The 26,623-nt window shown below is 63.3% G+C and carries 26 protein-coding genes; 8 read left to right on the plus strand and 18 right to left on the minus strand.

What is annotated here, in order from left to right:
• Positions 1-225 precede the first annotated feature (225 nt).
• The gene (gene aglJ, locus NDI54_RS07815; RefSeq protein ID WP_310895897.1) at positions 226-1,317 is read left to right on the plus strand and encodes an S-layer glycoprotein N-glycosyltransferase AglJ; all 1,092 of its coding nucleotides are present in this window, start codon (positions 226-228) and stop codon (positions 1,315-1,317) included.
• A 1-nt stretch (position 1,318) separates the two neighbouring features.
• Here the strand turns inward: aglJ and NDI54_RS07820 are convergent, their stop codons facing one another.
• Positions 1,319-1,645, minus strand: coding sequence for a DUF5789 family protein (locus NDI54_RS07820; RefSeq protein ID WP_004515179.1), 327 nt, complete (start codon positions 1,643-1,645; stop codon positions 1,319-1,321).
• A 46-nt stretch (positions 1,646-1,691) separates the two neighbouring features.
• The gene (locus tag NDI54_RS07825) at positions 1,692-2,042 is read right to left on the minus strand and encodes a winged helix-turn-helix transcriptional regulator (protein ID WP_310895898.1); all 351 of its coding nucleotides are present in this window, start codon (positions 2,040-2,042) and stop codon (positions 1,692-1,694) included.
• Positions 2,043-2,178: 136 nt separating this feature from the next.
• On the opposite strand from NDI54_RS07825, the gene NDI54_RS07830 reads away from it, so the two are divergent.
• Together NDI54_RS07830 and NDI54_RS07835 are read left to right on the plus strand one after the other, a co-directional pair.
• Positions 2,179-2,598, plus strand: a complete 420-nt coding sequence (locus NDI54_RS07830) for a DoxX family membrane protein (RefSeq protein ID WP_310895899.1) — start codon at positions 2,179-2,181, stop codon at positions 2,596-2,598.
• A gap of 115 nt (positions 2,599-2,713) precedes the next feature.
• Complete coding sequence (locus NDI54_RS07835) at positions 2,714-4,372, plus strand: rhomboid family intramembrane serine protease (protein WP_310895900.1); 1,659 nt, start codon at positions 2,714-2,716, stop codon at positions 4,370-4,372.
• On the opposite strand, the gene NDI54_RS07840 is transcribed toward NDI54_RS07835, so the two are convergent.
• The 7 genes from NDI54_RS07840 to NDI54_RS07870 all read right to left on the minus strand — a co-directional run bounded on the left by NDI54_RS07840 (position 4,369) and on the right by NDI54_RS07870 (position 11,641).
• Positions 4,369-4,995, minus strand: coding sequence for an METTL5 family protein (locus NDI54_RS07840; protein ID WP_310895901.1), 627 nt, complete (start codon positions 4,993-4,995; stop codon positions 4,369-4,371). The genes NDI54_RS07835 and NDI54_RS07840 overlap by 4 nt on opposite strands.
• Positions 4,996-5,038: 43 nt before the next feature.
• On the minus strand, positions 5,039-6,601 hold the full coding sequence (locus NDI54_RS07845; RefSeq protein ID WP_310895902.1) for a sensor histidine kinase: 1,563 nt from the start codon (positions 6,599-6,601) through the stop codon (positions 5,039-5,041).
• Between the two features lie 96 nt (positions 6,602-6,697).
• On the minus strand, positions 6,698-7,771 hold the full coding sequence (locus NDI54_RS07850; RefSeq protein WP_310895903.1) for a hybrid sensor histidine kinase/response regulator: 1,074 nt from the start codon (positions 7,769-7,771) through the stop codon (positions 6,698-6,700).
• 2 nt (positions 7,772-7,773) lie between these two features.
• Positions 7,774-8,220 (minus strand): response regulator, encoded by a 447-nt coding sequence (locus NDI54_RS07855; protein ID WP_310895904.1) that lies wholly within the window; start codon positions 8,218-8,220, stop codon positions 7,774-7,776.
• A complete protein-coding gene (locus NDI54_RS07860; protein ID WP_310895905.1) occupies positions 8,213-10,144 on the minus strand; it encodes a PAS domain-containing sensor histidine kinase in 1,932 nt (643 codons plus the stop codon). Before NDI54_RS07860 ends, NDI54_RS07855 begins: the two co-directional genes overlap by 8 nt.
• A 64-nt stretch (positions 10,145-10,208) precedes the next feature.
• Positions 10,209-11,255, minus strand: coding sequence for a diphthamide biosynthesis enzyme Dph2 (gene dph2 / locus NDI54_RS07865; RefSeq protein ID WP_310895906.1), 1,047 nt, complete (start codon positions 11,253-11,255; stop codon positions 10,209-10,211).
• A 104-nt stretch (positions 11,256-11,359) separates the two neighbouring features.
• Positions 11,360-11,641, minus strand: a complete 282-nt coding sequence (locus NDI54_RS07870) for a hypothetical protein (protein WP_310895907.1) — start codon at positions 11,639-11,641, stop codon at positions 11,360-11,362.
• 127 nt (positions 11,642-11,768) lie between these two features.
• Here NDI54_RS07870 and NDI54_RS07875 point away from each other — a divergent pair, with 127 nt between their 5' ends.
• Entirely contained in the window at positions 11,769-12,167 is a 399-nt protein-coding gene (locus tag NDI54_RS07875) for a YlbF family regulator (RefSeq protein WP_310895908.1), read from the plus strand.
• A gap of 137 nt (positions 12,168-12,304) precedes the next feature.
• Here NDI54_RS07875 and NDI54_RS07880 read toward each other — a convergent pair whose 3' ends face one another.
• The gene (locus tag NDI54_RS07880) at positions 12,305-12,754 is read right to left on the minus strand and encodes a universal stress protein (RefSeq protein WP_310895909.1); all 450 of its coding nucleotides are present in this window, start codon (positions 12,752-12,754) and stop codon (positions 12,305-12,307) included.
• A 178-nt stretch (positions 12,755-12,932) separates the two neighbouring features.
• Here NDI54_RS07880 and NDI54_RS07885 point away from each other — a divergent pair, with 178 nt between their 5' ends.
• The 3 genes from NDI54_RS07885 (at position 12,933) to NDI54_RS07895 (ending at position 15,981) form a co-directional block, all read left to right on the plus strand.
• The gene (locus NDI54_RS07885; RefSeq protein WP_310895910.1) at positions 12,933-13,766 is read left to right on the plus strand and encodes an MBL fold metallo-hydrolase; all 834 of its coding nucleotides are present in this window, start codon (positions 12,933-12,935) and stop codon (positions 13,764-13,766) included.
• 172 nt (positions 13,767-13,938) lie between these two features.
• Positions 13,939-15,045, plus strand: a complete 1,107-nt coding sequence (locus NDI54_RS07890) for a hypothetical protein (RefSeq protein WP_310895911.1) — start codon at positions 13,939-13,941, stop codon at positions 15,043-15,045.
• A gap of 39 nt (positions 15,046-15,084) precedes the next feature.
• Positions 15,085-15,981: a hypothetical protein gene (locus tag NDI54_RS07895; protein ID WP_310895912.1), complete on the plus strand. Its 897-nt coding sequence runs from the start codon at positions 15,085-15,087 to the stop codon at positions 15,979-15,981.
• Between the two features lie 11 nt (positions 15,982-15,992).
• Here NDI54_RS07895 and NDI54_RS07900 read toward each other — a convergent pair whose 3' ends face one another.
• The 8 genes from NDI54_RS07900 to NDI54_RS07935 form a co-directional block, all read right to left on the minus strand.
• Positions 15,993-16,934 carry an ABC transporter permease gene (locus NDI54_RS07900; protein ID WP_310895913.1) on the minus strand — a complete coding sequence of 314 codons (942 nt, stop codon included), beginning with the start codon at positions 16,932-16,934 and terminating at the stop codon, positions 15,993-15,995.
• The gene (locus tag NDI54_RS07905; RefSeq protein ID WP_310895914.1) at positions 16,931-17,914 is read right to left on the minus strand and encodes an ABC transporter ATP-binding protein; all 984 of its coding nucleotides are present in this window, start codon (positions 17,912-17,914) and stop codon (positions 16,931-16,933) included. Before NDI54_RS07905 ends, NDI54_RS07900 begins: the two co-directional genes overlap by 4 nt.
• A complete protein-coding gene (locus tag NDI54_RS07910; RefSeq protein WP_310895915.1) occupies positions 17,901-19,295 on the minus strand; it encodes a right-handed parallel beta-helix repeat-containing protein in 1,395 nt (464 codons plus the stop codon). Before NDI54_RS07910 ends, NDI54_RS07905 begins: the two co-directional genes overlap by 14 nt.
• Entirely contained in the window at positions 19,292-20,065 is a 774-nt protein-coding gene (locus tag NDI54_RS07915) for a hypothetical protein (RefSeq protein ID WP_310895916.1), read from the minus strand. Before NDI54_RS07915 ends, NDI54_RS07910 begins: the two co-directional genes overlap by 4 nt.
• 30 nt (positions 20,066-20,095) lie before the next feature.
• On the minus strand, positions 20,096-22,078 hold the full coding sequence (nosZ, locus tag NDI54_RS07920; RefSeq protein WP_310895917.1) for a TAT-dependent nitrous-oxide reductase: 1,983 nt from the start codon (positions 22,076-22,078) through the stop codon (positions 20,096-20,098).
• A 1-nt stretch (position 22,079) separates the two neighbouring features.
• Positions 22,080-22,589, minus strand: a complete 510-nt coding sequence (locus NDI54_RS07925) for a plastocyanin/azurin family copper-binding protein (RefSeq protein WP_310895918.1) — start codon at positions 22,587-22,589, stop codon at positions 22,080-22,082.
• A gap of 206 nt (positions 22,590-22,795) precedes the next feature.
• Complete coding sequence (locus NDI54_RS07930) at positions 22,796-23,485, minus strand: YqjF family protein (RefSeq protein WP_310895919.1); 690 nt, start codon at positions 23,483-23,485, stop codon at positions 22,796-22,798.
• Positions 23,486-23,572: 87 nt separating this feature from the next.
• A complete protein-coding gene (locus NDI54_RS07935; protein WP_310895920.1) occupies positions 23,573-24,298 on the minus strand; it encodes a DUF7260 family protein in 726 nt (241 codons plus the stop codon).
• A gap of 789 nt (positions 24,299-25,087) precedes the next feature.
• Here NDI54_RS07935 and NDI54_RS07940 point away from each other — a divergent pair.
• Positions 25,088-26,410, plus strand: a complete 1,323-nt coding sequence (locus NDI54_RS07940; protein ID WP_310895921.1) for a class-III pyridoxal-phosphate-dependent aminotransferase — start codon at positions 25,088-25,090, stop codon at positions 26,408-26,410.
• Positions 26,411-26,623 lie beyond the last annotated feature (213 nt).

Raw genomic sequence — 26,623 nt, forward strand, 5'->3', positions numbered from 1 at the left:
TCCCGGACCGAGGACGAGGAGCACCTGGCGGACATCGAAGACGGCTGTGGCTGTGCGGAGGTCTGGGAGCACATGAGCGAGCAGCGCGACGACTGATACGGATTGTTGGAGCGATTTACCGGGATGTGCCGACCCCGATGTCGGCACTTTCCGGAAATAATCTACAACAATCCGTAGGAGGGCAGACCCGCATTTATTTGCCTCCGCGTGGCTGACGTTGGGGCAATGGCCGACCGAGACGACGTTTGTATACTGTTGCCGACATACAACGAGGCCGAGACTATCGAATCGGTCGTGTCCGGGTTCCGCGAGCAGGGGTTCGACAACGTTCTGGTCATCGATGGCGGATCGACCGACGGGACACCGGACCTCGCCGAATCGGCCGGCGCGCAGGTCGTCAAACAGTCCGGCTCGGGGAAAGGGCAGGCTGTCAGAGAAGCGGTAACGCGTCACATCGAGCAGCCGTACGTGCTGATGGCCGACGGCGATGCGACTTACCGACCCGACGAGGCGGACAGACTCCTCGAACCACTGCTGTCGGGGCAAGCGGCCCACATCATCGGGAACCGTTTTGCGGACATGCAGCCCGGTGCGATGACGAAACTGAACCAGATCGGCAACCGAGTCATCAACAGGGCCTTCGAAACGATTCACGGACGGGACCTCACTGACATTCTCTCGGGCTATCGCGCCTTCACCCGGCAGTCGTTCCAGCGGAGTTCGCTGACGGCGTCGGGCTTCGGCATCGAGACGGAGATGGCCGTCGAGTGTGTCAAGCACAACATATCGACGGCGGTAGTGCCGATCACGTACCAGCCTCGACCCGACGAGTCCGATACGAACCTTCGGCCGTTCCGGGACGGCGCGACGATCATCCTGACGCTGTACCAGATGGCAAAGACGAACAATCCGCTGTTTTACTTCGGCAGCGTTGGCCTCGGGAGCACTGTCGTCGGGTTCGGACTGGGCGCGTTCGTCGCCTACGACTGGGTCGTCAACGGCATTTCACACGAAGTGATCGCCGTCGTCGGCTCGTTCGCCATTCTACTGGGGATTCAGCTGCTCATGTTCGGCGTTCTGTCGGATATGCTCGTGGCTGTGAACCGCGAACAGACGCGCCGATTAGAGGATATCGCCGTCCAGCTCACTCGGGAGAACCGGACCCGTCCGGCAGACGTATTCGACGACCAGCAGGTCGGTGATACGGACGGTCACGAGGACGACACGGACCACGCCGAGACGGGTGCAACAGACCACGTCGAAGACGGCGACGCGGAGGGGGAACCGGCGGTGTCCACACACCAGCCCGACGAGTAGCTCAGAACGGGACCAGCGCGCGTAGCTGGGAGAGAATACTGTTTCTGGTGGCTTCGCGTTTCCGCTCGAAAATCGGATGAAGGTCGTTGAGCAGCTCCTGCTCGTTGTCGAACTCCGTGGCGTTGGTCTCGTCGAGCGCCTCGGCGACGGTCATCGAGTGGCCCGACGCGTCGAAGGGAACCGTGATGTGTCCGGCCGCGTCCCGGACCTCCCTCGCGGTCGCGGGGTACTCGATGTCCACGTCCGACAGGCGGGCATCGAGAGCCGCGATACCGAACTCGATGACATCTGGCTCGTCGCTGTTATCGGCTGGTGGCCGTACTCCCATTGGTAGAGCGATGGGGCCGGGGGATAGAAAAGTCTGTGTTGTCGGGTCAGTTCTCGCAGCCAGCCAGCCACTCCTCGGCCCACGCCTCGATCTCGTCGAACACCGGGCAGAGCGATTCGCCCTTTGGCGTGAGCTGGTAGTAGGTCGCGACGGGGGCGTCCTCTTCGAGCCGGCGGTCGACGAAGCCCATCTCCTGGAGGTCGTCGAGGACCCGCGAGAGGGTGCGGGAACTGGCGTCAGTGGCGCGTTTGAGTTCGTTGAATCGCTGTTCGCCGTTCTGGAGCTCATGCAGGACAACTAGTCGCCAGCGCGATCCGATCTGTTCCAACGACTCGATGACGGCACACGGCCCGCTTTCTTCTGCCTCGTCCGCGGCAGTGAATACTTCAGATGACATCGGTGCTACCTGGTATCCTCTTTGTCCGGGAACGTACAAATAGGTTCGGATACGAACCAAGTAACGTAATGAAACCACAACTCGCAGTCCGACAGTATCGGTGCGAAACCACTCGGATTCCGGCGGTGAGCGCCTAATGGCGTTCGAGTCCGCCGGTGCGGGCGAACTGTTCCTGCTGGGTCGGCTCCTGTTCGGCGGCGTCCTCGCCTTCATGGGCCTGAACCACTTCCAGAACGCCGGACAGATGACCCCCTACGCGGAGGCGAAGGGGCTTCCCGCACCCGCAGCGTCGGTCTACGGGAGCGGCGGCCTGCTCCTCGTGAGCGGCGTTCTGCTCATCCTCGGCGCGTACCCCGTCATCGCGGCCGGGGCGCTGGCGACGTTCCTCGTCGGTTCCGCCGTCCTGATGCACAACTTCTGGGCGGTCCCGGACGACCAGGTCCAGGACGAGATGACGCAGTTCCTCAAGAACGTCGCGCTGGCGGGCGGCGCGCTGTCGCTGCTGGCGGTGGCCGGCACGTCGTGGCCCTACAGCGTCGGCATGTCGCTGTTCTGAGACGGCGAATCTACCGATACCGGGTTGCCTGACACCGACCCGTTCCCGTCTGTCACTGTTCGAGAGTGACACCTGCCGTCATCCCTAAGCCGTCCCGTACCTGAACTGTGCGTGAATGATGCAGTCGCTGCCGACGCCGGCCGTGCCCGGATGGCTCCCGTGGCAGGAACTGGTCGTCCTCGCCGTCGTGCTTGCTGTCCTCGCTGGTGTCCGCCGTTTCTCGGAGGCGCGACTCGGGGACGGGATACGAGCCCGACTCATTCTGGGTGTCCCCTGGGGGACGCTGCTGACGATGGCCGGCGTGCTGGCGGTGTATCTGTTCCTGCAGGGGGCGTGGTGGCACCCGAGAAATCCGCTGGTCACCCCGTTCCGGACGTGGTCGTACTTCTACCCGTTCGGGATGCTCACCGGGGCGTTCACCCACGGCAGCCAGGGCCACATCACGGGGAACCTCATGGGGACACTGGTGTACGGGACGGTCGCGGAGTACGTCTGGGGACACTACCCTCGAAAGCGTGGCGTACAGACCTTCACGTCGCTACGAACGAACCCGTTTGCCCGGATTCTCGTCGTTCCCGTCGTCATGTTCGTCGTCGGCGTGTTCTCCGCGGTGTTCGCCATCGGGCCGGTCGTGGGATTCTCCGGCGTCGTGTTCGCCATGGCCGGGTTCGCGCTCGTGACGCGGCCGACGCTGTTTCTCGGCGCGTTTCTCGGGAACCGCGTGCTGGACCTCCTGTACTCGGCGCTGCGATACCCGGTGTCGACGGCCTCGGGCCAGACCCGCTTCGTGACGCCGTGGTGGTCCAACATCGCCATCCAGGGCCACGCCATCGGGATCCTGGCCGGCGTGGTCGTGGCTTTGGCACTGCTGTGGTACCGAGACGAGCGGCCCGACACGCTCCGGGTGTTCTTTGCGACGCTCGTGTTTGCCGTCGCCCAGGGTCTCTGGGCGGTGTACATTCCGCTCGGCGGCGGCCGGTTCCGACTGTTCCGCTGGGTCGGGACGGCGCTCGTGTTCGTCCTCGCACTCGTCGTCGCCGCGGCGACGCTCGAATCCGACCGCGGGTTTCGCCCGGGATTCGACCGTCGACCGGCCTCGGTCGCAGTGATGCTCCTGCTCGTCGTCCTCGGGGCATTGAGCCTTGCTGCCGTGCCGACGAACCTCGTCGACCTTCAGGAAGACCAGCTCCCAGACGAGGGAATCGAGGTCCGGGATTACGTGGTGACCTACGACGAGGACGTGCCAAACGCCTATTTCGAGAACATCTGGCTCCCGACACAGCGAGGGGGCGCGAGCGTCAACGCCAGCGGCGTCATCGTCGCCAGCGCGAAGCGGGAGGTCTGGATCGCCGCCGTCCAGCCGGGCCGGCTCGCGATAAACGGCGAGGAACGGGTCACCGTCGGCGGACCGACCTGGCGCGAGTCGGTGCACGCGAACCGAACGGACTGGGCGGTCCTCGGCAACGATAGCGTCTACCGGGTCCAGCTCAGGCGGGCGGGCGGACAGCCCCGGACAGCCTACACCTCCGACCCGTCAACGGCGGACGTGATACTCGACGGACGGAACGTGACGGTGGCGGCCCGGCAACACGGGTTCGATGTGGTCGTCACACAAGGGAACGAAACGGTCGGCCAAGCGCCGCTCCCGGCGAACATGACGCGGACGCGGATCGGCGGCCTGACTTTCGAGCGGAACCGCTCGCGGCTGTACGCTCGAACCGACGGCACTCGCGTCAAGGTTGCGGAACTCCGCCAGCAAGCGGCGAGAAATTAAATCCAGTCGATGCGGTACACTTCGGCGGTGATCGCCTGTCGGTCCGACTCGTGGAAGTCGAACTGGCGCGGGAGGTCAAACTCCGTCTCGAAGGCGTGGGTCACCTCGCCGCCGTTGTCGGCGGCGAAGGACTCGACGAACGACTGGCTCCCCTCGTTGTGAATCGAGTAGGAAACGCCCGCGATGGCCGCCGCCGTTTCGAGAAACCGACGGTCGGCGTGTTCGTTGTCCGATTGCGCGCCGAAGGGCGGGTTCATCACGACCGTGGTCTCGTCGACGGGGGGACACAGCGGGGCAGCCGTGGCGTCGGCACGGACCCACGACACTGGTGTCGTCGACCCGACCTTCCGCTCGTTCCCGCGCGCCGTGGACAGCGGTGCGGGGTCGATATCGAGCCCGACGACCCGGGCCGGCGACCGCAGCGCCGCGCCCAGCGCCAGCATCCCGGTGCCACAGCCGAGATCGACGACAGTGCGGCGCTGGATGTCGCCCTGCAGGTCCGCAGTGTGGACCAGATGCGCCGCCAGGTCCGGCGGCGTCCGGTACTGTTCGAGACTGGCCCGCGGATTGTCGAACCCGGCGACGACGGCGAGTTGCTGGGCGAGCGCGCTCTTTGTCGGCATCACCTGGGATACGCCCAGTTCATTCAAAAACGTTTGGAAATGCTCAGTAGTTATCGGTAGGGAGTTCGACGACGAACTCGCTGCCGCCGAGATCGCTGTCCTCGACCCAGATATCGCCGCCGTAGCTCTCGACCATCACCGACACGAAGTAGAGGCCGAACCCGGTCCCCGTCGACTGGGTTCCCCGCTCCCCCTTCTCGAAGATAGCGTCGCGCTCTTCGGGCGATATCCCGGGTCCGTCATCCGCGATATGCAGGCGGGCCACCGAGCCGACACGTTTCGCCGTCACCTCGATTGTGCTACCGGGCCCACCGTGTTCGACGGCGTTCGTCAAGATGTTTCCGACAACATCGTCGAGGAGGTCATCGGCCACGACCGTGAGGCCGTCGTCGATGTCTGTTTCAACTGTGCAGTCCTCGTCCATCGAGGCGGCCTTGTTCACCGCCCCTTCGATGACCGGTCTCAGTGGTATCGTCTCTGCCTCGGTCAACCCGTCATCCGACATCGTGCTCAGGACGCTCCGAACCTTCTGTGTGAGGTCGACGATATCCCGACTCCAGTCCAGAATCGTCTCGGCGTAGGTTGCCTGTGTCCCGTCGAGGTCGTCTGCAAGCGTTTCCGCACGCGCCTCGATGACGGTCATCCCGTTGAGAATGTCGTGTCTGAGGATGCTGTTGAAAAACTCCATCTGTTCTTCGTGGCGCTTGAGATCCGTGATGTCTGTCCCCTCGACGAGTATCTTCTGCACAGTGCCGTCGGCCGCTACCGGTCTGGCCATGACGGCGGTTGAGATACGCTGCCCGTCTGCCCCGATGTGTTCGGCCTCGAACCGAACCGTCTCACCCTCTCTCGCCCGCTCGACGGCATCCTGGCAACGGCGCGCTACCGCCTCATCGTGGTTCCACCAGGGCGTCTCCCAGATCGGTTCCTCGAAGACGGCCTCGTCAGCATCGATGAACTCAAGCGCCGTTTCGTTTGCTCTGGTGAGCGTCCCGTCAGCGTCGAGGATACCGATAAACGTCTCCGGTGAGTTGAACGTCGCTTCCAACAGCCGCTGGCTCCGCTCACGTGTATCCAGTGCCTGCTCGCGCTCGATCTCCGCTTCGACCCACTGCGTGAGATGTTCGAACAGCGTCTGCTGCCAGCCCGAGAACTCCGCAATCGCCTCGCTGTCGTTGACGAAACACAGCGTGCCGTACTCCGTTCCGTCCGCCTGCAGCGGCGCGCCAACGTACGCCTCCAGACCGAACCGCTCGTAGGCTGGGTCAGTGGCCATTGACTCGCTCGCGTTGGTGACGATGTGAATACCGGACTCCTCGAGTGCGTTTCTGCAGTACGTCTCCGAAAGGGGTGTCTTGGTCCCCGGCGTAATCGTCGAAGACAGGCCGCTACTGGCGACGATTTCGTGTTCGTCGCCGGTGACAACTGCGATGTGTCCGTTCGGAAACCCCAGATGCTCCCGACCGACGGCCAGGACTGGCTCGACGCGTTCCCGAAACGACGTGCCGCCGGCGGCCATCGCCGCAGTGAGGTCCTGCATAGCCGCGAGATAGCGATCCTGCTCCGTCGAATCGCTACTCTCGTCGCCATCCAGCGGATCACCCATAGTACGTCTCTCAAACTCCTGGGAATTGAACATTCGGCTCCGGTTCTCAGCAGCTGAAATGCGGTTGCTCGACGCTTGTGTGACAGCAAGTCACGCCTACAGCGTCGCCTTGGGAAGTTCAAGATAAAACGCGGCCCCGCCGTATTCGCTCTCCTCGACCCAGATATCGCCCCCGTAGCTCCGGACCATCGTATCAACGAAATAGAGGCCAAAGCCCGTGCCGCCGGACTCCGAGCCCTTCTCGCCACGCTCGAAGATGCGGCGAGCGTCGCTGCCTGGAATCCCGTCCCCGTCGTCAGCTAGACGGACGGTCACTGTGCCCTCTTCGACCGTCGTCGTCACGTCGATAGTCACGTCTTCGCCGCCGTGTTCGACCGCATTGAGAAAGAGGTTCCCGAACACGTCATCGAGCAATTCGTCGGCAACGACAGTGAGCGCCTGTGACTCGATGGTGATGGTACAGTCGTCGCTGACTGACCGGGCACGGTCCGCCGCGTCAGCGAGGACAGCCTGTAGCTCCCGGTGCTCGTGGTCCCGCCCGCCCTCCTCGGTGACTGTCTCCAGTACCGACCGGACCTTCTCGGTGAGTTCGATGAGGTCGTCGCTCCACTGGACGACAGTCGACGCGTACTCGCGCTCCTCGCTTTCGAGCGTGTCTTCGAGCAGTTCGCCACGCGCCCGGATGACGTTCATCCCGTTGAGGATGTCGTGTTGGAGAATGCTGTTGAAGAAGTCCATCTGGTCGGTCTGGCGCTGTATAGCACGCTGCTGGCGGCTCCTGACGACTGCGTACCGGAGCGCTCTCACGAGTCGGTCGCCGTCTAAGTCCTCTTTGGGCAGGTAGTCCTGTGCGCCCCGGTTGATAGCCTCGATAGCCATCTCCCGGTCCTGCATCCCCGTGAGGACGATTATCGGCACGGCCTCGACTATCTCGGTCGCCCGGTCCAGCGTCGCAAGCCCCGTCGACTCGGGCAGTCCGAGATCAAGCAGGATCACGTCGTAGGCGGTACCCGAATGCTCGGCGACCGGTGCCAGCGAATCGACGTGAGAGAGCGTCACGTCGTCGACGAAATGGGCCACGGCCGGCGAGTTCAGATGGTGCTCGACGAGGCGGGCGTCACCGGGATTGTCCTCGACGAGGAGTACGTCGAGATGTACTGTCTCAGTCATCGTTACTTCGGCGGGCGCTTGACGACGGTGAGGAAGAAGTCCTCGACGCTACTGACGATGTCGACGAAGCCGTCGAAATCGACCGGTTTCGTCAGGTACGCGTTCGCGTGGAGGTCGTACGATTCGACGATGTCCTCCTCGGCCTCGGAACTGGTCAGCACGACGACCGGGATTCGCCGGAGCGACTCGTCGCCTTTCATCTCTTCGAGGACCTCCTGGCCCCCCTTGCGGGGCATGTTGAGGTCAAGCAACAACAGGTCGGGCCGCGGTGCGTCGGCGTACTCGCCGGTCTGGCGGAGGAACGCAAGCGCCTCGACGCCGTCGTTGACGACGTGGAGGTTGTTCAGGACTTTCCCGCGTTCTAAGGCCTTCTCGGTCAGTTTCACGTCGCCGGGGTTGTCCTCTGCCAGCAGGATTTCGACCGGCCGCCCCTCGCTGGAGTCAGTCATCGCCGCTCACCTCCGCTACCGCAGGCAGCGTGAACTTGAACGTCGCCCCGTCATCGGACGGCTCGACCCAGATGCGCCCGTTGTGACGCAGGACGATCCGCTGACAGACGGCCAGCCCGATACCGGTTCCTTCCGTGTTGTGGGCGCCGGCTCGATGGAAGATGTCGAACACCTCCTCGCGATCCGCCGCCGGAATCCCCGGTCCGTTGTCCGAGACGGTGAACGTGACCACGCCGTCGTCTTCCGCCGCACTGATCTCGACGTGGGGTTCGATGCCGGCCTCCGTCGCGTACTCGATGGCGTTTTCGAGCAGGTTCTGGAACACCTGGCCGACCTGATTCGGGTCGGCGTCGACGTGTGGGAGCGACCCCGACGTAACTGTGGCGTCGACCTCTTCGATTCGCATCTGCAAGGCGTCCAGCGTCCGGTCCAGCACCGCCTCCGGATCCGTCTCCTCGAAGTCGCTCGCGTTCGTTTCGACGCGGGAGTACCGCAGCAGGGCGTCGACCATCTCCTGCATCCGGTGAGCCCCGTCGACGGCGAAGGTCATGTACTCGGCGGCCTCCTCGTCTAACTCGTCGCCGTACTCGCTATCTAGCAGATCCACGTAGCTTGAGACCATCCGGAGCGGTTCCTGCAGGTCGTGAGAGGCGATGTAGGCGAACTGCTGGAGGGCTTCGTTCGACCGCTCTAGCTCCGCCTGCTTCGATTTGAGCCTGGTTTCGCGCTCGATCCGCTCCAGTGCGGCGGCCGCCGTACTGGCGAGAATCTCCAGCAGGAACCGCTCGTCGCCGTCGAACGACGAGACCGCTTCTGACCCGATACATAGCATCCCCTGGTCGTCGAGGGGGAGACACAGAAGGGTCCGCATCGGCATCTCCGGCGCTGACGGATCCGATAGCGCCTGGGAGTCCGCGATGACTGCTGACTCGCCACCGTGGAAGAGACGGTGCTCCTCGCTCTCGGGACCCATCGGCGGGAGTTCCGCCGGCGTGTCCACCCCGGCCAGGTCGGCCGCCGCGGCGGTTGCACCGATTGGATACAGCGTGTCGTCGTCGCTGTCGTAGGACCACATCGCCGCGAGTGGCCGGTCGATGATCTGCTGTGCGATTTGCGTCACTGTCTCCGCGGCCGCCGCTTCGGTACGGCTGTACAGCAGTTCGTTCGTCGCGTCGCTGAGCGCCTCGACGCGCTCCTCGCGGCGCTTGAGGTCGGTAATGTCCCGAGCGACACTGACGATCTGGGCGAGCTGTCCGTCGTCGTCGACCACCGGTCGATACCACGTCTCGAAGACGAGGTCGTCGATCTCCTGTGTGACGCGGACCTCTTCGCCATCGAGGGCCAGTTCCACGGCGTCGATGATGTCCGGATACTCGCTGTAGGCCTCGAACACCGACGATCCTTCGAGTTCGCCGGGTTCCAGACCGAGCCCTTCGAGGCCCTTCCCGGCCGAGTACGTGAAGACGCCGTCCGGATCGAGCGTGAACACGACGACGGGGAGATTCCCCATCAGCGTCCGTAGCTGTTCGCTCTGTTCGGTATGCTTGCGTTTTTGTCTGCGAACCTCGGTTACGTCGTGGATGAACGCCACGACGCGGGTCGTGTCGTCGATAAGCGCTCGTTCGAGCGTGACATCGACCAGTCGGTCCTGTCCGTCCGAGCCTTGAATCGCCCATTCGATTCGAGCCGACCCCGCCGTTGCTGCCTCTGTTATCAGGTCGTTTGCGTCCGCGGTGGAGTATTCCGACGGACTGAACTCACCGACGTGCATCCCGACGATGTCGTCGGGGCTGCATCCCAGCAACTCACCCGCTGCCTGGTTGGCCCGGACGACTGTCCCGGTGTCGGCGTCGTGGACCATGATCGGGTCCGGATTCGCCTGAAAAACGTCGTGATAGAGACCGGCGTCCTCTGTAGAAGCCATAGGACGTATCGACGCCCACACTACAAGACAGTACGCCCGCTGTTCTCAGCGGTGAGAACTGGCGCTACCAGGTGCCGTGGAAGGTGTCGAACTCCAGCGATTCCAGTGGCTTCTCGCCGATGGCGATCTCGTACTCGCCGGGCGTGAGCATCGGCTTCTTAAACTGCGGGCCGTCATCGGTGGTGATGCGGGGACAGCCCGTGTTGACGTAGGCGTCCATCCCGAAGTTCGTCAGCCGGTCCGGCGTCACCTCGTCCATCGTGATGAGGTAGGCGTTCTCGTTGTTTTCGACAATCTCCTCGGCCTTGTCCCAGCGGCCCTGGCCGATCTTGGTACAGAAGATGACGCCCCAGGACTCCGCGTCCATCGCGCGATGGACCGCACCGTAGCGCTGCTTCATGAACTTCTCCGTGTCAGCGACGGTGACGACGTTGTTGACCGGGTCAGCGATGACGACGTGCTTCTCGGGGTGTTCCATCGCCAGGCCCAGCGGGTGGAACTTCCCGCCGCCGACGTACAGCATCTGGTCGGCGTCCACGTCTGCGCTGGCGTAGTTGCAGCCCAGCACCTGTCCCTCGTGGGTGAGTCGCTCGTCGCCACGGCGTGTGTGGACGTTGTAGCCCCGGTCTTCCAGCCACTCGCGCATCTCCTCGAACTTGTTCATGTGCTGGGCCGTCGTCACCAGCCCAACGTCGGGGTCTTCCTCGGGGTCCGCGAGCTGTTCCTCACGGGCCTGCTCCATGATGGGGAACACGTCGACGTTCGAGAACAGCGGCACGTAGATGATCTTGTCCGATTCTTTCATCGGCGAGTGGCCGAAGTGGACGAACACGTCCGTCCGGCGCATCATGTACGTATCGAGGTCGCACGCGCCGTAACAGGGCTGGCCCGAGAGCAACACCGTCACGTCGTCGGGGAGGTTCTCGCGGAGGTCGTCGGCCACGGCCGGGCCGCGGCGCTTCAGCCCCTCGGGGAACTGCAGGCCCACCTTTTCGGCGTCCCGTTCTTCGACGGCTTCGATGATTCGGTCGAGTTCGTAATCCCACTCGCGGTCGTGTTTGAGCGACAGTCCGGTGTTCCGGAGGTCGCCGTCAGTCCGCTCTTGACTCATTGCAACCCTGTATCCGTTCGAGCGGCATAACCCCCGTGTTTCGCTGAGCGGCGATTACGCCATAATTTCCGCGAGCCGTCGCTCGACCCGCTCGACGTTCTCCTCTAAGTCACGGGCCATCTGGTGCTGTGTCTCGTTGGCGTCTGCCAGTTCGTCGATAGACGCGGACACCTCGGCGGCGTCCGGTCGTCGGGCGCACCACCGGACGCGAGCAGGAGGAATCGGCCCACGTCCGGCAGGACATACAGGAGCGGGATCGAGAGCACCGACCCGACGACGCCGATTACTGCCGCGATCCCGAACAAGATTCCAAACGACAGCGCCGCCAGTATGAGGATGTAGAGAAAGATAGCGAGGATGCCGGCGATCCCCTCCAGCAGTTGCATGGGCTGTCAACTCAACGAGATGCCTTGAAGCTCCGGGCCTGTCGTCTGCCGGTCTCACTGTCCTGACTTGCCCAGAGAACACCCTGTTTCGGCAGGCCTATACCGCCCGAGTCCATACCGCATAGTGATGAGCATCGAGACCGATACCGCCGCTGATATCGACGGTGACCACGTCGAGGCGCTCGCTACAGAGTTCGGTGAGGCAATCGCCGAGCTGCCGGTGTACCAGCGATTCAAGGAGACCAAGGACGCCGTCGAGAACCACGACGAGGCCCAGGAAGCCATCCAGGAGTTCGAGCAGATCCGCGAGGAGTTCATGCTCGCCCGTCAGACCGGCAACGCCTCACAGGAGGACCTCCGGAAGGTCCAGCAAAAGCAGGAGGAGCTCCACGACATTCCGGTCATGAGCGAGTATCTGGAGGCCCAGAACGAACTCGAACTGCGCCTGCAGGAACTCAACGAGATCGTCTCCGATGAACTGGCCGTCGACTTCGGCCAGAAAGCCGGCGGTTGCTGCGAGGACTGACGGGCTTGTCACAGTAGCGGTTTTTGCGGTCGCCGTATCGAGCAGCGCTGCGTAGGGCGATGCGCCCACCAGCCGTCAGGCGTCGGCGATACGGCCCCGCTGACATCCATCGCCCCACGACGCTCGCTCCGCCGGTTTCACTCCTCGACTTCGGTCTTCACGACGACCGTCGGCCGTTCGGTCAGTCGGAGCACCTTGTCCGTGACGCTACCGAGGAGGCTCCGGTACTCCGCCGGCCGCCGTTTCGTGCCGAGGACGAGTACATCAACGTCCGCCTCCGTGGCGGTTTCGATGATGGCTTCGGCCGGCCGTCCGTGTTTCAGGGTCGTCGTCACGTTGACGCCGGACGCCTCTGCGTCGGCCTGTATCCGGGCCAGCGTCTCTTGGCCCGCCTCTTCGAGGCCGTGTTCCGGCCCCTCCGATTCGTCGACGTACTCGTCGCCGCTGTAGGCGGTATACACGTCTTCGTCGACGACGTACAGGACATGGAGGGTGGCGTCGTGTGCCGCTGCGAGGGCAATCGCGTGGGATTCGGCGTTCGTCGAAGCCGCTGTCCCATCGGAAGCGAGGAGGATTCGGTCGTACATACAGGCGACGTTTCAACGAGCTGAGGGATAAATCAGGGGCATCGTTCTCAGCCAGCGGGAGATACCCGGAGAGCCCGGCCGACTGTGGGCCGACCCGCTGGGGCGACCGGGACCCACGGAGCGACCGCAGGCCGTCGTCTTCGAAACACCTTAGCGACCGGGAGGGGCATGTTCAGACATGACAGTCGAATCCGACTGGGCGGCCTGGCTCCCGCGCGCGGTGGAGTCGGCGTCCCCTGACGGACTGGCGATCTGGTATCTGGGCTGTAACGGCTTCATCGTGAAATCAAGCGGCGGTACGACCGTCTTCATCGACCCGTATCTCGGTATCGGTGACCCGCCACGCACCGTGCGGATGATCCCGGTGCCGTTCAACCCCGAGGACATCACCGAGTGCGACGCGGTTCTGGGGACCCACGAACACGTCGACCACGTCCACGGGCCGTCTCAGGCCCCGATCCTCGCCGGCACGGGCGCGGACTACTACACGACCGACAGCGGCCACGAGGTCATCCGCGAGGAGGCGTGGCTGGAGAACTACAGCGTCACCGACGACCAGCTCCACGAAGTCACGGAGGAAGACACGCTCGAAATCGGCGACCTGACGGTACACGTCGAACCGGCCAACGACCCCGACGCCGAGCATCCGGTGTCGTACGTGTTCGAACACGAGTCCGGCACGTTCTTCCACGGCGGCGATGCCCGCCCCGGCGAGTTCGAAGCCGTCGGCGAGCGCTACGACATCGATATCGGGGTCCTCGCCTTTGGAACGGTTGGAATGATCGACGACAAGGAGACCGGCGAACCCACGCGAACGAGGTGGTACAACGATGAGAACATGATTATCGAAGCCGCGAACGAACTCCAACTGGACACGCTCGTTCCGTCCCATTGGGACATGTGGAAGGGGATGACGACAGAACCGACTGTACTCCACAACCACGCCAACAGCTTCACGTATCCGTCGGCGTTTTCAATCGTTGAAATCGGCGACCGGATCGATCTCGACTGAAACCGACGCGTCGGTGCCGAGCGCGAGAAACTGCCGACTGTCCGGCTTCACGCCCTGATAGTGTAAATGAGACGAATATTTCCATCTTATATTAACTACTGATGGATAGAAAAAAGGCGTAAATGTTGGTCAGGTACGTACCTTTAATACCATTGCTGAGACCATACAGACCATGAGCAATTCGCAAACCTATGACGAAATCACTGTCACTTCGGACGGTGTGACAGTGACCAAGCGGTTCGAGGCGGACGAGTTCCCTGTGCCCGCGATTGCGTTCAATCTCACGTCGCGTCGCTCCGTTCCGGTGACGATCCGGCTGGTCGACACCGTCCCGGAGGACGTAGCTGTCGAGGACCTCGGCTTTCACCCGGAGTACGGCAGCGAGTACTGGGACATCAACGAGGACCGGATCGCCTTCGAGAAGGAACTGGAGCCCGAAGCCGACTACACGACCGTGTACGGTATCCGTGCGACGGGCACCGACGATGTCGAGAAGTTCCTGACCGAACCCGAGATCGCGAGTGTCGATCCACCACTCGACGAGGACGAGGAGGACCTCGTCGGGGGCGACGACGACGCCGTTCGGGACGTTATCGCCGGTGACGCCGACAGCGTTCCTGGCCTCGAAGAAGAGGACGACGAGGACATCGAGACGCTTGACCTTTCGGACCCGAACAATTCCGAGTCGAGCGTCGAAGCCCCGGAAGAGAGCAACGCCGCACCGGCGGACTCGGAGGTACAGTCCGGTGCTGTCGTCGCGACGATGGCCCAGGAAATCCGCGAGCAAAACGTCTCCCCGGAGGACGTGAAACTGCTCAAGCGCGCACTCGATGCCGTTTCTGAAGACGACGGCGACACTGGCGACGCCGGGGGTGTCAACGACGCCCGGATTCAACGAATCCAGGGCGATATCGCGGACCTCCGCGCCTACACCGATGCCCTCGAAGAGTTCCTCGAAGAGAACGGGACCGGCGAGGACATGATCGAAGAGTTCAGCGAGCGCCTGGCGTCCTTCGAACAGACGCTCGACGGGTTCGAGGACGAGGTCCAGTCGGCGACGAGTACGGCCACCGACGCCTCCGAACAGGTCGATGACCTCTCCGAAGAAGTCGAGAGCGTGGAGGGCCAACTCGATGACCTGCAAGACGAGATCGAGGCCGTCCGGGAGGAAATCGGCGAGGGGGAACTCGCCGACCGGATCGAGGAGACCGAATCCGAGATCGAAGAGCTGAAAGAGTGGCGCGAACAGCTGTCGTCGGTCATCGGCGGCGGCGACTAACCGAACTCGTTTTACCGGTCCCCCGTTTGTCCCTGCATAATGACGACGACGAGAGTGGCCGTTCCGCGTAAGGGCCGGCCTCTCGAAGCGGTGCTGGAGCGACTCGCCGGGCGCACGGGAACCACCGACCTGGCCGACGAGATCATCTCGACGCTTCGCTACGAGAAGGCCGTCACCAAGGATAAGCAGGACGCGGTGGCCGACGTGTACCATCGCATCAGCGACTACTCCTCGCTCGAAGAGCCGTCCAAGCCGGAGTACACGCTGCTGCGGGACGACCGCGACGGGATGCCCCGCCGGATCGTCTTCGACAGCGTCACCGTCCCAACTGAGTACGGCGATGTCCAACTCGTCGGCCGCGAGGAGCCGTTCCGCGCGCTCCGGACCCACGAGTTCGCGCTCGGGTTCGACAGCGCCGACCTCGTCCTCGAAGAGGTGGTCCAGCTCCGGGACGAACCGCTGACCGCCATCGACGAGATCAACGACCGCATCGACCCGCTGGACACGGATGTTCGCGTCGTAACCGGGCTGGGCGATACGGTGTATCACACGCTGCTTGCGACGCCGGCGGTCGCGGATTCCCAGGACGGGCCGCTGGACCGGGCCTTCGTGACCAACTACGAGGGCGAACTCTGTATCTCACCGCGCTACGAGCGACTCGTCGAGGCAGTGCTGGGGACGAGCGCGCTCGATGGCATCTCCTTTACGTATCCCACAAACGGCGACGAGGAGGAGGAAGACATCGCGGCGACGGGACTGGGCGTCTATCTCACCGTTACGGGGTCGACCGCGCGAGACCACGGCCTCGAACTCGGCGAGCGGCTGTTCCCCAGCGAGACCGTGCTGCTCGAAAACGCCCACGAACGCACCGAGACGACGAAACAGGTCGCCAGTCTGTTCGAGGACCCCGAAGAAACGGCGCTGCAGTCGGTCTAAAACGGACTTTCTTATAGCCGTCGCCGCTGGATGAGTTTCGCAGCGACGCCGACGGGCGCGACGACCCAGGCCACCAGCGCCGCAGCGACCATCGGCGTCGTCAGCCCGGCCTGTGCCAGCACACTCCCGAAGCCGCCCGCGACCACGTCCACCTGCGAGAGCGCGAGCACTCGGAAGCAGTCCACGGGATTGAGCAGTATCGCCGCGGCGATAGCGTCGGAGCCGAGGTCGAACCCAGCGACGGCCCCCAGTGCAACCAGGTCGTGCAACAGCGCGACCCACAGCCAGATGGCGAGTGAGACGCCGAGCGCGTGGGTCTTCGTCCGCGCGACTGTCGAGACCAGCACCGCGACGCCCAGCATCGCACAGGCGGTCAGCACCGCGGCGAGGGCGACGGCCGCGTACGGGGCGATGCTGGCAATGCCGAGATATCGGACGGTCAACAGCCCGCCGGGGACGAAGCCGAGCAACATTGCGCCGGACAGCACCGCCGCCCGGCCGATGGCAGTACCGACGACGACCCGGCCTTTCGTGACCGGGAGCGCGAGCACGAGTTCGAGCGAGCCGCGTTCGTCGGCCCCGACGATGGCGTCGTAGCCGACCGCCAGCGCTGTCAGCGGCACGAGGTAGACGCCCAGTTCCGCGATAGTCGCGATCACCGCGTCGAAGCGGCCGGGGCCGACCGAACTCGCGCCGAACTGGACGACAGCGGCGGTAAAGAAGCCAAACAGCAGCGCCACGCCGAGCGCCCACCGGCTTCGGATCGCCAGCCGGTACTCCCGGCGAGCGATAGTGAGCAGACCGCTATCGGCAAGCCGTCCGAGCGCAGATTTGTCGGCCCCGTCTGTGGCCGTCCGCTGCTCGGTTCCACCGTCGTTGAGCCGGGCGGCCGGGGTGTCGACGGCGACGCCGCCATCGGGAGTCGGGTCCGTCGAGGATGTGTCTTTGCTCATGCCGGCTCACCGCCAGAATCGTCAGTTGCTGGAGCCGGCATATCGTCGGTGGCTCGACTGTCCCCACCGACCGCCTCGTTGAACGCGGCTTCGAGGCCCGGTTCGCGGACCTCGAAGCGGTCGATGTCGTACCCCTCACCGACAGCGGTAACGAGGTTGTAGGCCTCGGTCGGTGCGGTCTGTGCCCGCAGGTCCGCGCCGGAGCGGCTGACGCTGGCCACTCCCTCGCGGTCCCGCAGGTCGGCTGCCGCATCGCTTGCTGCCGTCTCGGAACCGAGCGACAGCGACACCGTCACCTCGTCTGTGGCGGCGCGGCGAAGCTCCTCGACCGGTCCCGCAGTCGCGACCTGTCCGTCAGCGATGATGACCGCCTCCGAGCAGAGCCGCTGAATCTCTCCCAGCGCGTGCGAGGAGAAGACGATAGTCACGTCTGTCTCGGCCGCCAGGGACTCCACGACCTCGTGGAACGCCCGGATACCGTCGGGGTCGAGCCCAGCGGTCGGCTCGTCGAGTATCAGCACGGCCGGCTCGCCGACAAGCGCCGTGCCGAGGCCGAGCCGTCGGTTCATCCCGTTGGAGTAGCCCCCGACGCGACGGTCCGCGGCGTCGGCCAGTCCGACGGTGTGCAGGATGCGCTTGACGTGATGGCTCCGCTCCTCGCGGGGCACTGAACGCATCCGGGCGTGGAAGCGGAGTATCTCGCGGCCGGTCAGGTTCGGCGGAAAGCCGGCGTGCTCGGGGAGATAGCGCACTCGCTCGCGGACGGTGGTCCCATCGGTCGGGTCCGCGTCGGCGACGGAGACGGTGCCCGCATCGGGCGTGTTCAGCCCGGTGAGCAGTTTGAACAGCGTCGTCTTGCCGGCCCCGTTCGTGCCGAACACGCCGAGGGTGGTCCCCCGTTCGACGGACAGACTCAGTCCGTCGAGGGCCTGCACGTCGCCGTAGGCTTTCGATACGTCGTCGACATCAATCACGTTCATAGTAGCTCCTCCAGTTCTCGTGGGGTGGTTCGGTCAGCGGGCGAGCATCGACGACGCCGGGCGACTGGACGACTGGAACGGACGACTCGGCGAGCCGAACGGCGTCGAAGGCCGGGCTGCTGGCGAACACGCGCGCGGCGGGCTTTTCGGCGGTCACCTGCTGGACGGTCCCGGCAGGCTGGTAGCGGGTGTCGCCGACGCCGTCGTCGTCAACGTCCGTCGGGGTCGCCAGGGACCAGTAGTTCCCGACGCTCTCGTTCCAGTGGACCTGATCGCTCATCACTGCCAGCACCGGCCTGTTGTTGCGGATGAAACTGTTCTTCGTCACGGTCCCGTCGGTGCTGCCGGCGGCGATGTGGACGCCCACGTCGTTGCCGACGACGAGGTTGCCGACGATGCGGTTGCTGACGGAGTTGTAGACGAACAGCCCGTTCTCGTTGTCGACGAGGTGGTTGCCCCGGATGTCCGTGTCGTCGATGCTCTTGACGAGGATGCCGTGGCCGGACTGGCCGCTGTTGTTGACCGCGACGTTGTCTGCGATGACGAGGTGTTTCGACACCATCAGCGCGTACCCGACATCGTTGTCGAAGGCGGTGTTGTTCCGCAGGTGTGAGTCGTCGGAGTACATGTAGTGGACGCCATAGCGGAGGTCCCACATCGTGTTCTCGCTGGCGTTCACGTCTTTCGCCCAGTTGAAGTACAGCCCGTCCCGGACGGTGGTGATGTCGTTGTTCCGGATGACACTGTCTTCGGTCTTCCAGATCTGGATGCCGTTGCCGCGCTGGGTCAACTGCGTGATCTCCTCGCGGCCGACGATGGTGTTGTTGCGGACCGCGGCGTCGTCGACGCCGTTGAGCCAGATGCCGAAGGTCATGTCGGTCACGCGGCTGTCGCGGACGGTGACCTCGCTGGCGTTGATGACTATCGCGGCGTCGTTCGTGGCGGTGTCGTAGCCGCTGTTGCGGATCCAGAGGTCCGTCACGGAGACGCCCTGCGCTTCGATGGCGAGCACGTCACCCTCGCCGTCGCCGTGCAGCAGCGTCGACCCGGGACCGCTCCCGGCAAGCGTGACGTTGGGCGTCGTGATGACGACAGTTTCGTCGAACCGACCGTCGAGCGTGACGGTGTCGCCGGGGTCGGCGGCGGTGACCGCCGCCTGTGCGCTGTCGTACGTCTCGCCGTCGACCGTCGCGGTGCCGTCGGCCGACGGGGCGCTGAACGAATCGGTGTCGGGTACGTCGGGGTCAAAGGCGAGGTCGTCGCTGCCGGCGCTATCGGCCGGGCCAGCGCTGGCCATCCCGACAGCGACGACCGACAGCACGAGCAGGACCGCGGTGGCGACGGCAAACGCGCGCTCAGAATCATGGGACAGTGGGCTCATGAGTGGTCAGAGTCTGCCGCGGTAGTCGTCGGGCGGTGCGGCGCGTCGTCCTCGTCGCTGTCGCCGTCGCGGCCGAGGCGCTCCCGAACGGCGTTGGGCAGGCCGCGCAGTCGGCCCGGAAGCTCACCGAAAGTCGCCGCCTGGTCGCGGTAGTAGTACGCGACCGCGAGCAGCCCGACGGCGGTGGCGGCCATGTACGCGCCGAGGCCGAACCGGGAGACACTGGTGATGTTGGCGACCTGGTACTGGCCCCACAGCGGCGGCGTGAAGCCCGCAACGCCCATCACCGGTGCGCCGGGGTCGAGCGTGTGGCCGGCCTGCCAGAGCCGGAACTGGATGTCGGCCAGCATCACCGTAAACACCAGCACCGTGCCGGCGAACTGGTATTGCAGGCCCCGCGTGAGCTTCTCGGTGGTCGGCGCGATGGCGACGAACACCGACAGCAGCGAGACGGCGATGAACGCGACCGGCCCCAGCGACCACTCGGGCACGTCGATAGCCCGCTCCTGTACTGGGTAGTTTGGCTCGACCAGCACCGGGTCTGGGAAGTAGAACCCGACGTAGTGGTTCAACCGCGCCATCTCGGTGAAGTCCCCGGTCAGGTGGGGGTAGGCGTACAGGTTGACGTGCAGCGTCGTGCTCGGGTACTGGACCGCGTCGACGCTAATTTGCCACATCGGGAACGCGAGCGCGGCGACGAACAGCAGCGCCGCTACCACGGGAAGGCCCCGTCGTATTTCGCGGAAGTCGTCGAGGGTGGGTCGTTGCATGGCTGGACACCTCCGAAATGGGTTGTAGCGCTAGCCCTCCGCCGGTCCGACGATCATCCGGCTGCGCATCTCCAGGTGCAGGGCGCTACAGAAGTACGTACAGTAGATCCAGTACACACCGGGGTCGTCAGCCGTGAACGTGACCTCGCGGGTGTCCTGTGGGGCCACGGCGTAGTTGATGTCGTGTTCGGGGATGGCGACACCGTGGATGATGTCCTGGACGCCCTCGATGTTGGTCGTCGACAGCCTGACCTCGTCGCCCGCCTGGACCGTGAAGTCCGGCAGGCCGTACTCCGAGCGCTTGGTCGTCATCTTGACGTGGACGCTGTTGTCGCCCGTGCGCTCGACGCCGGAGTCCTCCTCGGTGATGTAGGTTTCCTCGTAGTCGCTCTTGTCGTACACCTTCTTGGCGTCGATCTTGTCCTTGTGGGCGAACACGCAGTCGTGTGGCTCGGGGTAGGCCGGGTGGTCCGCGACCAGTTCCATCGACGCCTCGCCCTGCCCGATGTGGATGAGCTGGTCGTTGTCGGGCATGATCGGCCCGACCGGGAGGAACCGGTCTTTCGAGAGCTTGTTGAGGCTGACGAGCCACTGCCCGTCGGGATCGGTCGTCATCGCCTCCAGGGCCTGAATGTGTCCTGGGTTGTAGTGCACGTCCTGCTTCTCGATGATGGGGTCCTCGGACCCCTCGTCGGCCTCGACAGCCGCCTCGATGTCCCACTTGACGGCCTGGGAGTCGATGAACAGCGACGTGTAGGCGTGGCCGTTGCCGTCGAAGGTCGTGTGCAGCGGGCCGAGGCCGACGCGCGGTCGCCCGGCAACGACCTCTTCCGGGTCCGAGGAATCGGCCAGCGCATCCAGGTCGATCATCGTCACCGTCGGTGAGAGCTTCCCGGCGACGAAGGCGTAGTCGCCGTTGGGACCGACCTCGACGCAGTGGGGGCTTTTCGGCGTCGGAATGTACTTCACTATCGGGCGGTCGCCCTGATTGAGCGAACTGCTCTGGGTCCCGTCCACGACCGGGATGCCGTTGACCTCCTCGTAGTTGCCGTTCTCGACGGCCTGCTCGATGGCCGGGATGTCGAATGCCTTGACGTTGTCCCGGTCGTCTCTGGTCATCCCCTGGATGTCGGTGGCCTCCTCGCTGTTGTACGCCGAGGAGATGGCCCACCGGCCCTCCTTGCCGGTGTCGACGATGTCGAGGTTGCCGTCGACCTTGACCTGCCACTGGGTCTCCATCGATTCGGGGTCGACGGCGACGAACAGCGACGTGTAGTTGTCCGGGTTCTTCACGTCGGTGCCGTCGTTGGGCAGCGGCGCGCGGAACTCGCCGTTGCCCAGCACGTACTTCGTGTCCGGCGAGAGGACACAGCAGCCGTGGATGGCCTGCATGTTCGGCACGTCCGTGATGGCGTCCGTTTCGAAGTACGTGAGGTTCACGCGGGCGATGCGGCCGTTGGCCTTGTCGTTGACGTACAGGTACTCGCCGTCGTAGTCACCGTCCGTCTCCGAGAGGTTCGGGTGGTGGTTGTCACCCCAGCTGTAGCCGCCGCCCTCTTCGAGCAGTTCCTTTGTATCGTCGGTGAAGCCATAGCCCGTCGCACAGTCGGTGTTGAACACCGGAATGCGGGTGAGTTCGCGCATCGACGGGATGCCGATGACCCGCAGCTCGCCGGAGTGGCCGCCGGACCAGAAGCCGTAATACTCGTCGTGTTCGCCCGGTTCGACCGTGTGGCTCACACTGGATCCGGATTCCGTCGTCTGGTTGGCGGCACCGCCGTCGCCGCCGCCGGTCAGCGCCGAACAGCCGGCGACGGAGCCCATCGCCCCGGCGGCCACGCCGGCTTTCATGAAGTCCCGGCGGCCCAGCGAGAGGCCGGGCAGTCCAAGCGAGATGTCGTCGTCCTCAGTCGCTTCGTCCGGGGACTCGACTTCTGCCAGCACCGAGTCGAGCGTTTCTTCGTACTCGTCGAGCACCTCGTTCGGGTCCCGTGGGGTTTCGTTTTTGCTCATATCAGACCACCTTGATTGTGCCGACCATCCCGTTCATCTCGTGGGGGATGCAGTAGTACTCGTACGTGCCCGTCGTCTCCAGCGTGACCTCGTAGCTCTCGCCTTTCGGAATGTTGCCCTCCTGGCCGTTGCTGTAGCCGTCTTTCGCGGCCTGCTGGGAGTCGAAGCCGCCGGAGGCGAAGTACGTCGCGCCGTCGGGGATCTTGTCCTCGTAGGCCGTCACGGTGTGGCCGATGCTGCCGACGTTTTCGAAGGTAATCGTCGTGCCAGCCTCGACCTGAATCTTCTTGGGCTCGTATGCCAGCCCGTCGGTCATCTCGACGGTGCTGGTCTCGGTCCACTCGGACCCGCTCCCGCCGTCGCTGGATTCGGCGGTTTCGGTCGCCGTGTCGCCGTCGCTACCCGAGTCACCGTCGCCGCCACCGCCGGAGCCGCCACTCGATGAACAGCCAGCCAGCGCTGCGCCAGTCGCGACAGCCAGTCCACGCACGAAGGTTCTACGTGTTGCCATGATAGCTCACGGATGCAACTCGAAGACCAACCTGTATATATAGGGAACCGTGCTCCCATTCCGCAGGAAGCCGGGCGAATATGTTCGTCGGTGTCTAGTGACCCGAGTCGTCTCTCAGGTGCGCTTCAGAATCCAGTGACTGTCTCCCCGCCGACGAACTGCCTGATCCGGTCATCGGGAGTCCCGACCGAGGCCTCGTTGCTGTCTCACACCTGCTTGCTCCGTGACGCGACAACGTCCACGCCGGGGCTGTAGTAGTACACCGGTTCAGCATCGGGGCGAGCGAACCCGTCGGCTCGCAACAACGTATCTGTCTCGACGGTCGCAGACGCCGGGTACAGCGTCCACGTATCGTGGTCAACATCGGTGTAGCGAAGCGACCCGTCCGGGGCCTCCGTGTAGAAGCGATACCGTTCGACCAGGAACTCCGCCAGCGGATCCGTGGTCGCACTAAACGGGTCGTCCGTCGGCCAGTACGTCGCCGTGTACCTGCCCGGACGCGCCCCGGGATGGCGTCGCCGGCTGTCGAACTGCACGCGCCCGTCGCGCAACTCCAGTGAGATGCGGGCGTAGTAGTAGGGGAGGTGGTGGACCAGTCGCGCGCCGACGACGCTTGCCAAGCCCTGTGCGTCGAGACTGAAGAAATAGACGCTGGGGACTCCGTCGTGAGTAACGTACGTTCGAACGTTGATCTCAGGGAGCCGAACGCCGAGAGACTGGGGACAACCTTTCGGTCGGACGGCAACGTTGGTGAAGGGGACGACCGAGAGCCACGCGGCCCCGTCGTAGCGGTCGGCGTCGAGCGATGCCGGGAGATGGGTGTCCATCAGTTCGGGGTCGACCGGCCAGTTCTCGAACAACAACTGCCGCCAGCCCATCTCTAGGGGGAGGACCATACGCACCGTTTCGCGCCGTAGCGAGAAGAGTCTCCCGTTAGAACGGACACACCTGCTCGCGTGCGGGACTGTCTATACCCTACGGCCTCAACTGTCGACGGACTCCTGTAACCGTGCGAGACTGGTCAACACCGGATACGTCCAGAGCTGTTCCTCGTACATGTACGCACAGAACTCGTGGGTCTCGAACCGGTGAACGCTTGAGTGCAGTTGGTCCTGGCGTTCCTGCAACAGCGTTGTGATGTTGTTCTGGAACGTCTCGCGGTACCACTCTGGGACGACGGTGCTGTCAAGCGTGTCGATGATCTCCCCGAGGTTATCCCGGTACTTCTGTATCGAGTCCTGTTCGATTTCGACGGCCCGATCCAGTGAGTCGCGTTCGTCGATGGCCTGTCGGGCCGCGGCGACTAGCGAGCGTTTGAGCGGCGGGGAAAACCGAACGTTCGCCGCAGGGTGAAACAGCGCTGCGTAGTCCGGTCCGAACTCGACCGCGACGTTCTCGACCAGCGACTCGTCGTACACAGATTCGTAGTGATCGACAGCGAGAACCGTCTCAGTGTAGGCGTCACGCAACGCCTCGACGGGTGCGGAGACGGACCGCTGACTCTGCGTCCCGACGGGGGTGGAGGGCTGTTCGACGGGGTCAACGGCACGGAGCCGCTGAAGAAATGCTTCGAAACCAGACTGCTCGGCAACAAGCTCCGTATGCTCCTCGTCAAGAACGGTGAGAGCCGTCTCTATCGGCTCGAGAATGTGGTCTCGCCATGTATGCAGGAACCACTGCGTGCCGTCCCGCACAGGCGTCGTTGACATACTAGTGACTCGTTCGGTAACAACAATAAGTGTTTTAGTTACCGGTCAACACCGCTGCGTTCTGGGTGGCCATTTATATACTATACTAACCTGAGTGACGGCCATTTTCGGGAGATGTCTTGCGGTTTTACAGCCTTCCGTTCTGGATGAGTTGCACGTTACAGTACTTGACTCCGACACAACAGCGTTTAGCAAGCCCTCCTCGAATACTACGACAGACTCTATTCAAACGCCGAATATATGTATAAATACAGGATGTGATCTTCGGATATCGGACTCCATTTTGAAATCCTGGTGGTGAGGCCTAGCCTACATCTAAAACTAGACTATTATACTATATTAGAACCAGATATACCAAATTAAATATATACTCCCAAATTTAAATTCCGTATAAGCCACATCTGGCCTTACTATTTCAAATCTCGATCTATAATTTGGATACTGTCGGATGACTGTAACTATGTTCTCTTTTGTAGGCACATTTGATTGGGTGACGCTAAATCGGGAGCTATCGTCACACACTACTGTTTCACGTGTAACTGGTTGTTTAGAATAACAATCGTACCGTCGTTAGTAGTCATGCTCGTCCGACCACAGTCCACTTGTATCGAGTCAGATACCAACGGTAGCTGGTTCGAGTGACTGTCGGCCTTCGTCCTATCGAGTGAGTGGCGACCGGCAACAGATCCGGTCTCGCTGTGTTCGGGCTGCTCAAAGCTGTACCTGTGTAACTACCGCTACCGCCGGTTAGCATAGTGATTTATATTTCGTGACTGATAATATGCTAGCATGGACCGCGATACTGTAGAACCGCATGTCGAGTCCCTCCCCGGTCCCCGGAGCAGCGAGTGGGTCGCCTATCACCACGAAACGGCCGCTCCGAGCACATATGTGTATGATTTCGTCTGGGACATCACCGAAGACGCTATCGGCCCGTTCTGTACCGACGCCGACGGCAACGTGCTTCTGGATTTTACGAGTCACGTCGCATCCGCCCCGCTTGGCTACAACAATCCGAAGGTACTGGACCGCGTCGACGAATTCGATCTGGTCGATCCACTGAAGATTGCCGGCCAGGATTTCTATGTGAGTACCGGTGGGACACCAGACAACGCTTCGATGCCCGCGCCCGCCCACTTGATGGATAAACTGACCGAGATCTCCAGTCAGTACGACTTCGATACTGTCTTCCTCTCGAACTCCGGCGCTGAAGCCGTCGAAAACGCAATGAAAATCTGCTACGACAACTGCGAGACGCCGAAGTACGCAATTACCTTCGACGGTGCGTTCCACGGTCGAACCCTGGGTGCGCTCTCGCTGAACCGCTCAAAGTCCGTCTACCGTCGGAAGTTTCCGGAACTCAGCGGAATCCACGACATCGAGTTCTCGATGGCCGGCGTCGAGCGACTGCGAACCAAACTCGATCCGGATGCTGGCCACATCCCGCCCGAGGAAGTCGCCTTTCTGATCTTGGAGCCGATACAGGGCGAGGGCGGCTATCACGTCCCGAGTCCCGAGTTCCTTTCGGCAGTCGATGACCTCTGCCGGACACACGACATCCCGATCATCGCGGATGAGATCCAGTCCGGGATCGGCCGAACGGGGGAGATGTGGGCCGTCGACCACTACGATATCGAACCGGATGTCATCACGAGCGCGAAGGCGCTTCGGGTCGGTGCGACGATCTCCCGGTCGGATATTTTCCCCTCAGAGACATCGCGACTCTCCTCGACGTGGGGTGCTGGCGATATCCTGGGATCGATGCGTGGCGCTCTTACCCTCGCCGCTATCGAAGACCACGAACTACTCGACCACGCCGCCGAGATGGGGACGTACTTCATGGATCGCCTCCGTACAATCTCTGCTGACCACGCGATGGTCGAAGACGTACGCGGGGTCGGTCTGATGATCGCGCTGGAGTTCGATACGGTTGATCGCCGTGACGCTGTAATGGAATCAGCACTACAGTGCGGCCTCCTCACGCTCGGCTGTGGGCGGAAATCGCTCCGGCTGCTCCCGCCGCTTGACGTTACTGAACGGGAGCTTGAGCTGGGGCTTGACATCCTCGACTCGGTGTTTACTGAGGGTGGCGACGCTGTGTCGTCCCCGTAGTTACTCGTTCCCGAAGCCACAGCGGAATTCCCCAAATTACGCAACTCTGAATCGCCCGAACGTGTTCTGTATCGATGCGCATGTTTGGGACTTCCAGAGTGGCTATTTTGTATCGTACGGAGAGATATACAGTTGTGAAGTGTTGAGCGGCGAGATTCCACAACGCTGGATCCGCAGCTAGCCCGTTCAGTCCGCGCGAAAGGCGAAATTGAG

Source organism: Haloarcula terrestris, assembly GCF_031624315.1.
GTDB classification, from domain to species: domain Archaea; phylum Halobacteriota; class Halobacteria; order Halobacteriales; family Haloarculaceae; genus Haloarcula; species Haloarcula terrestris.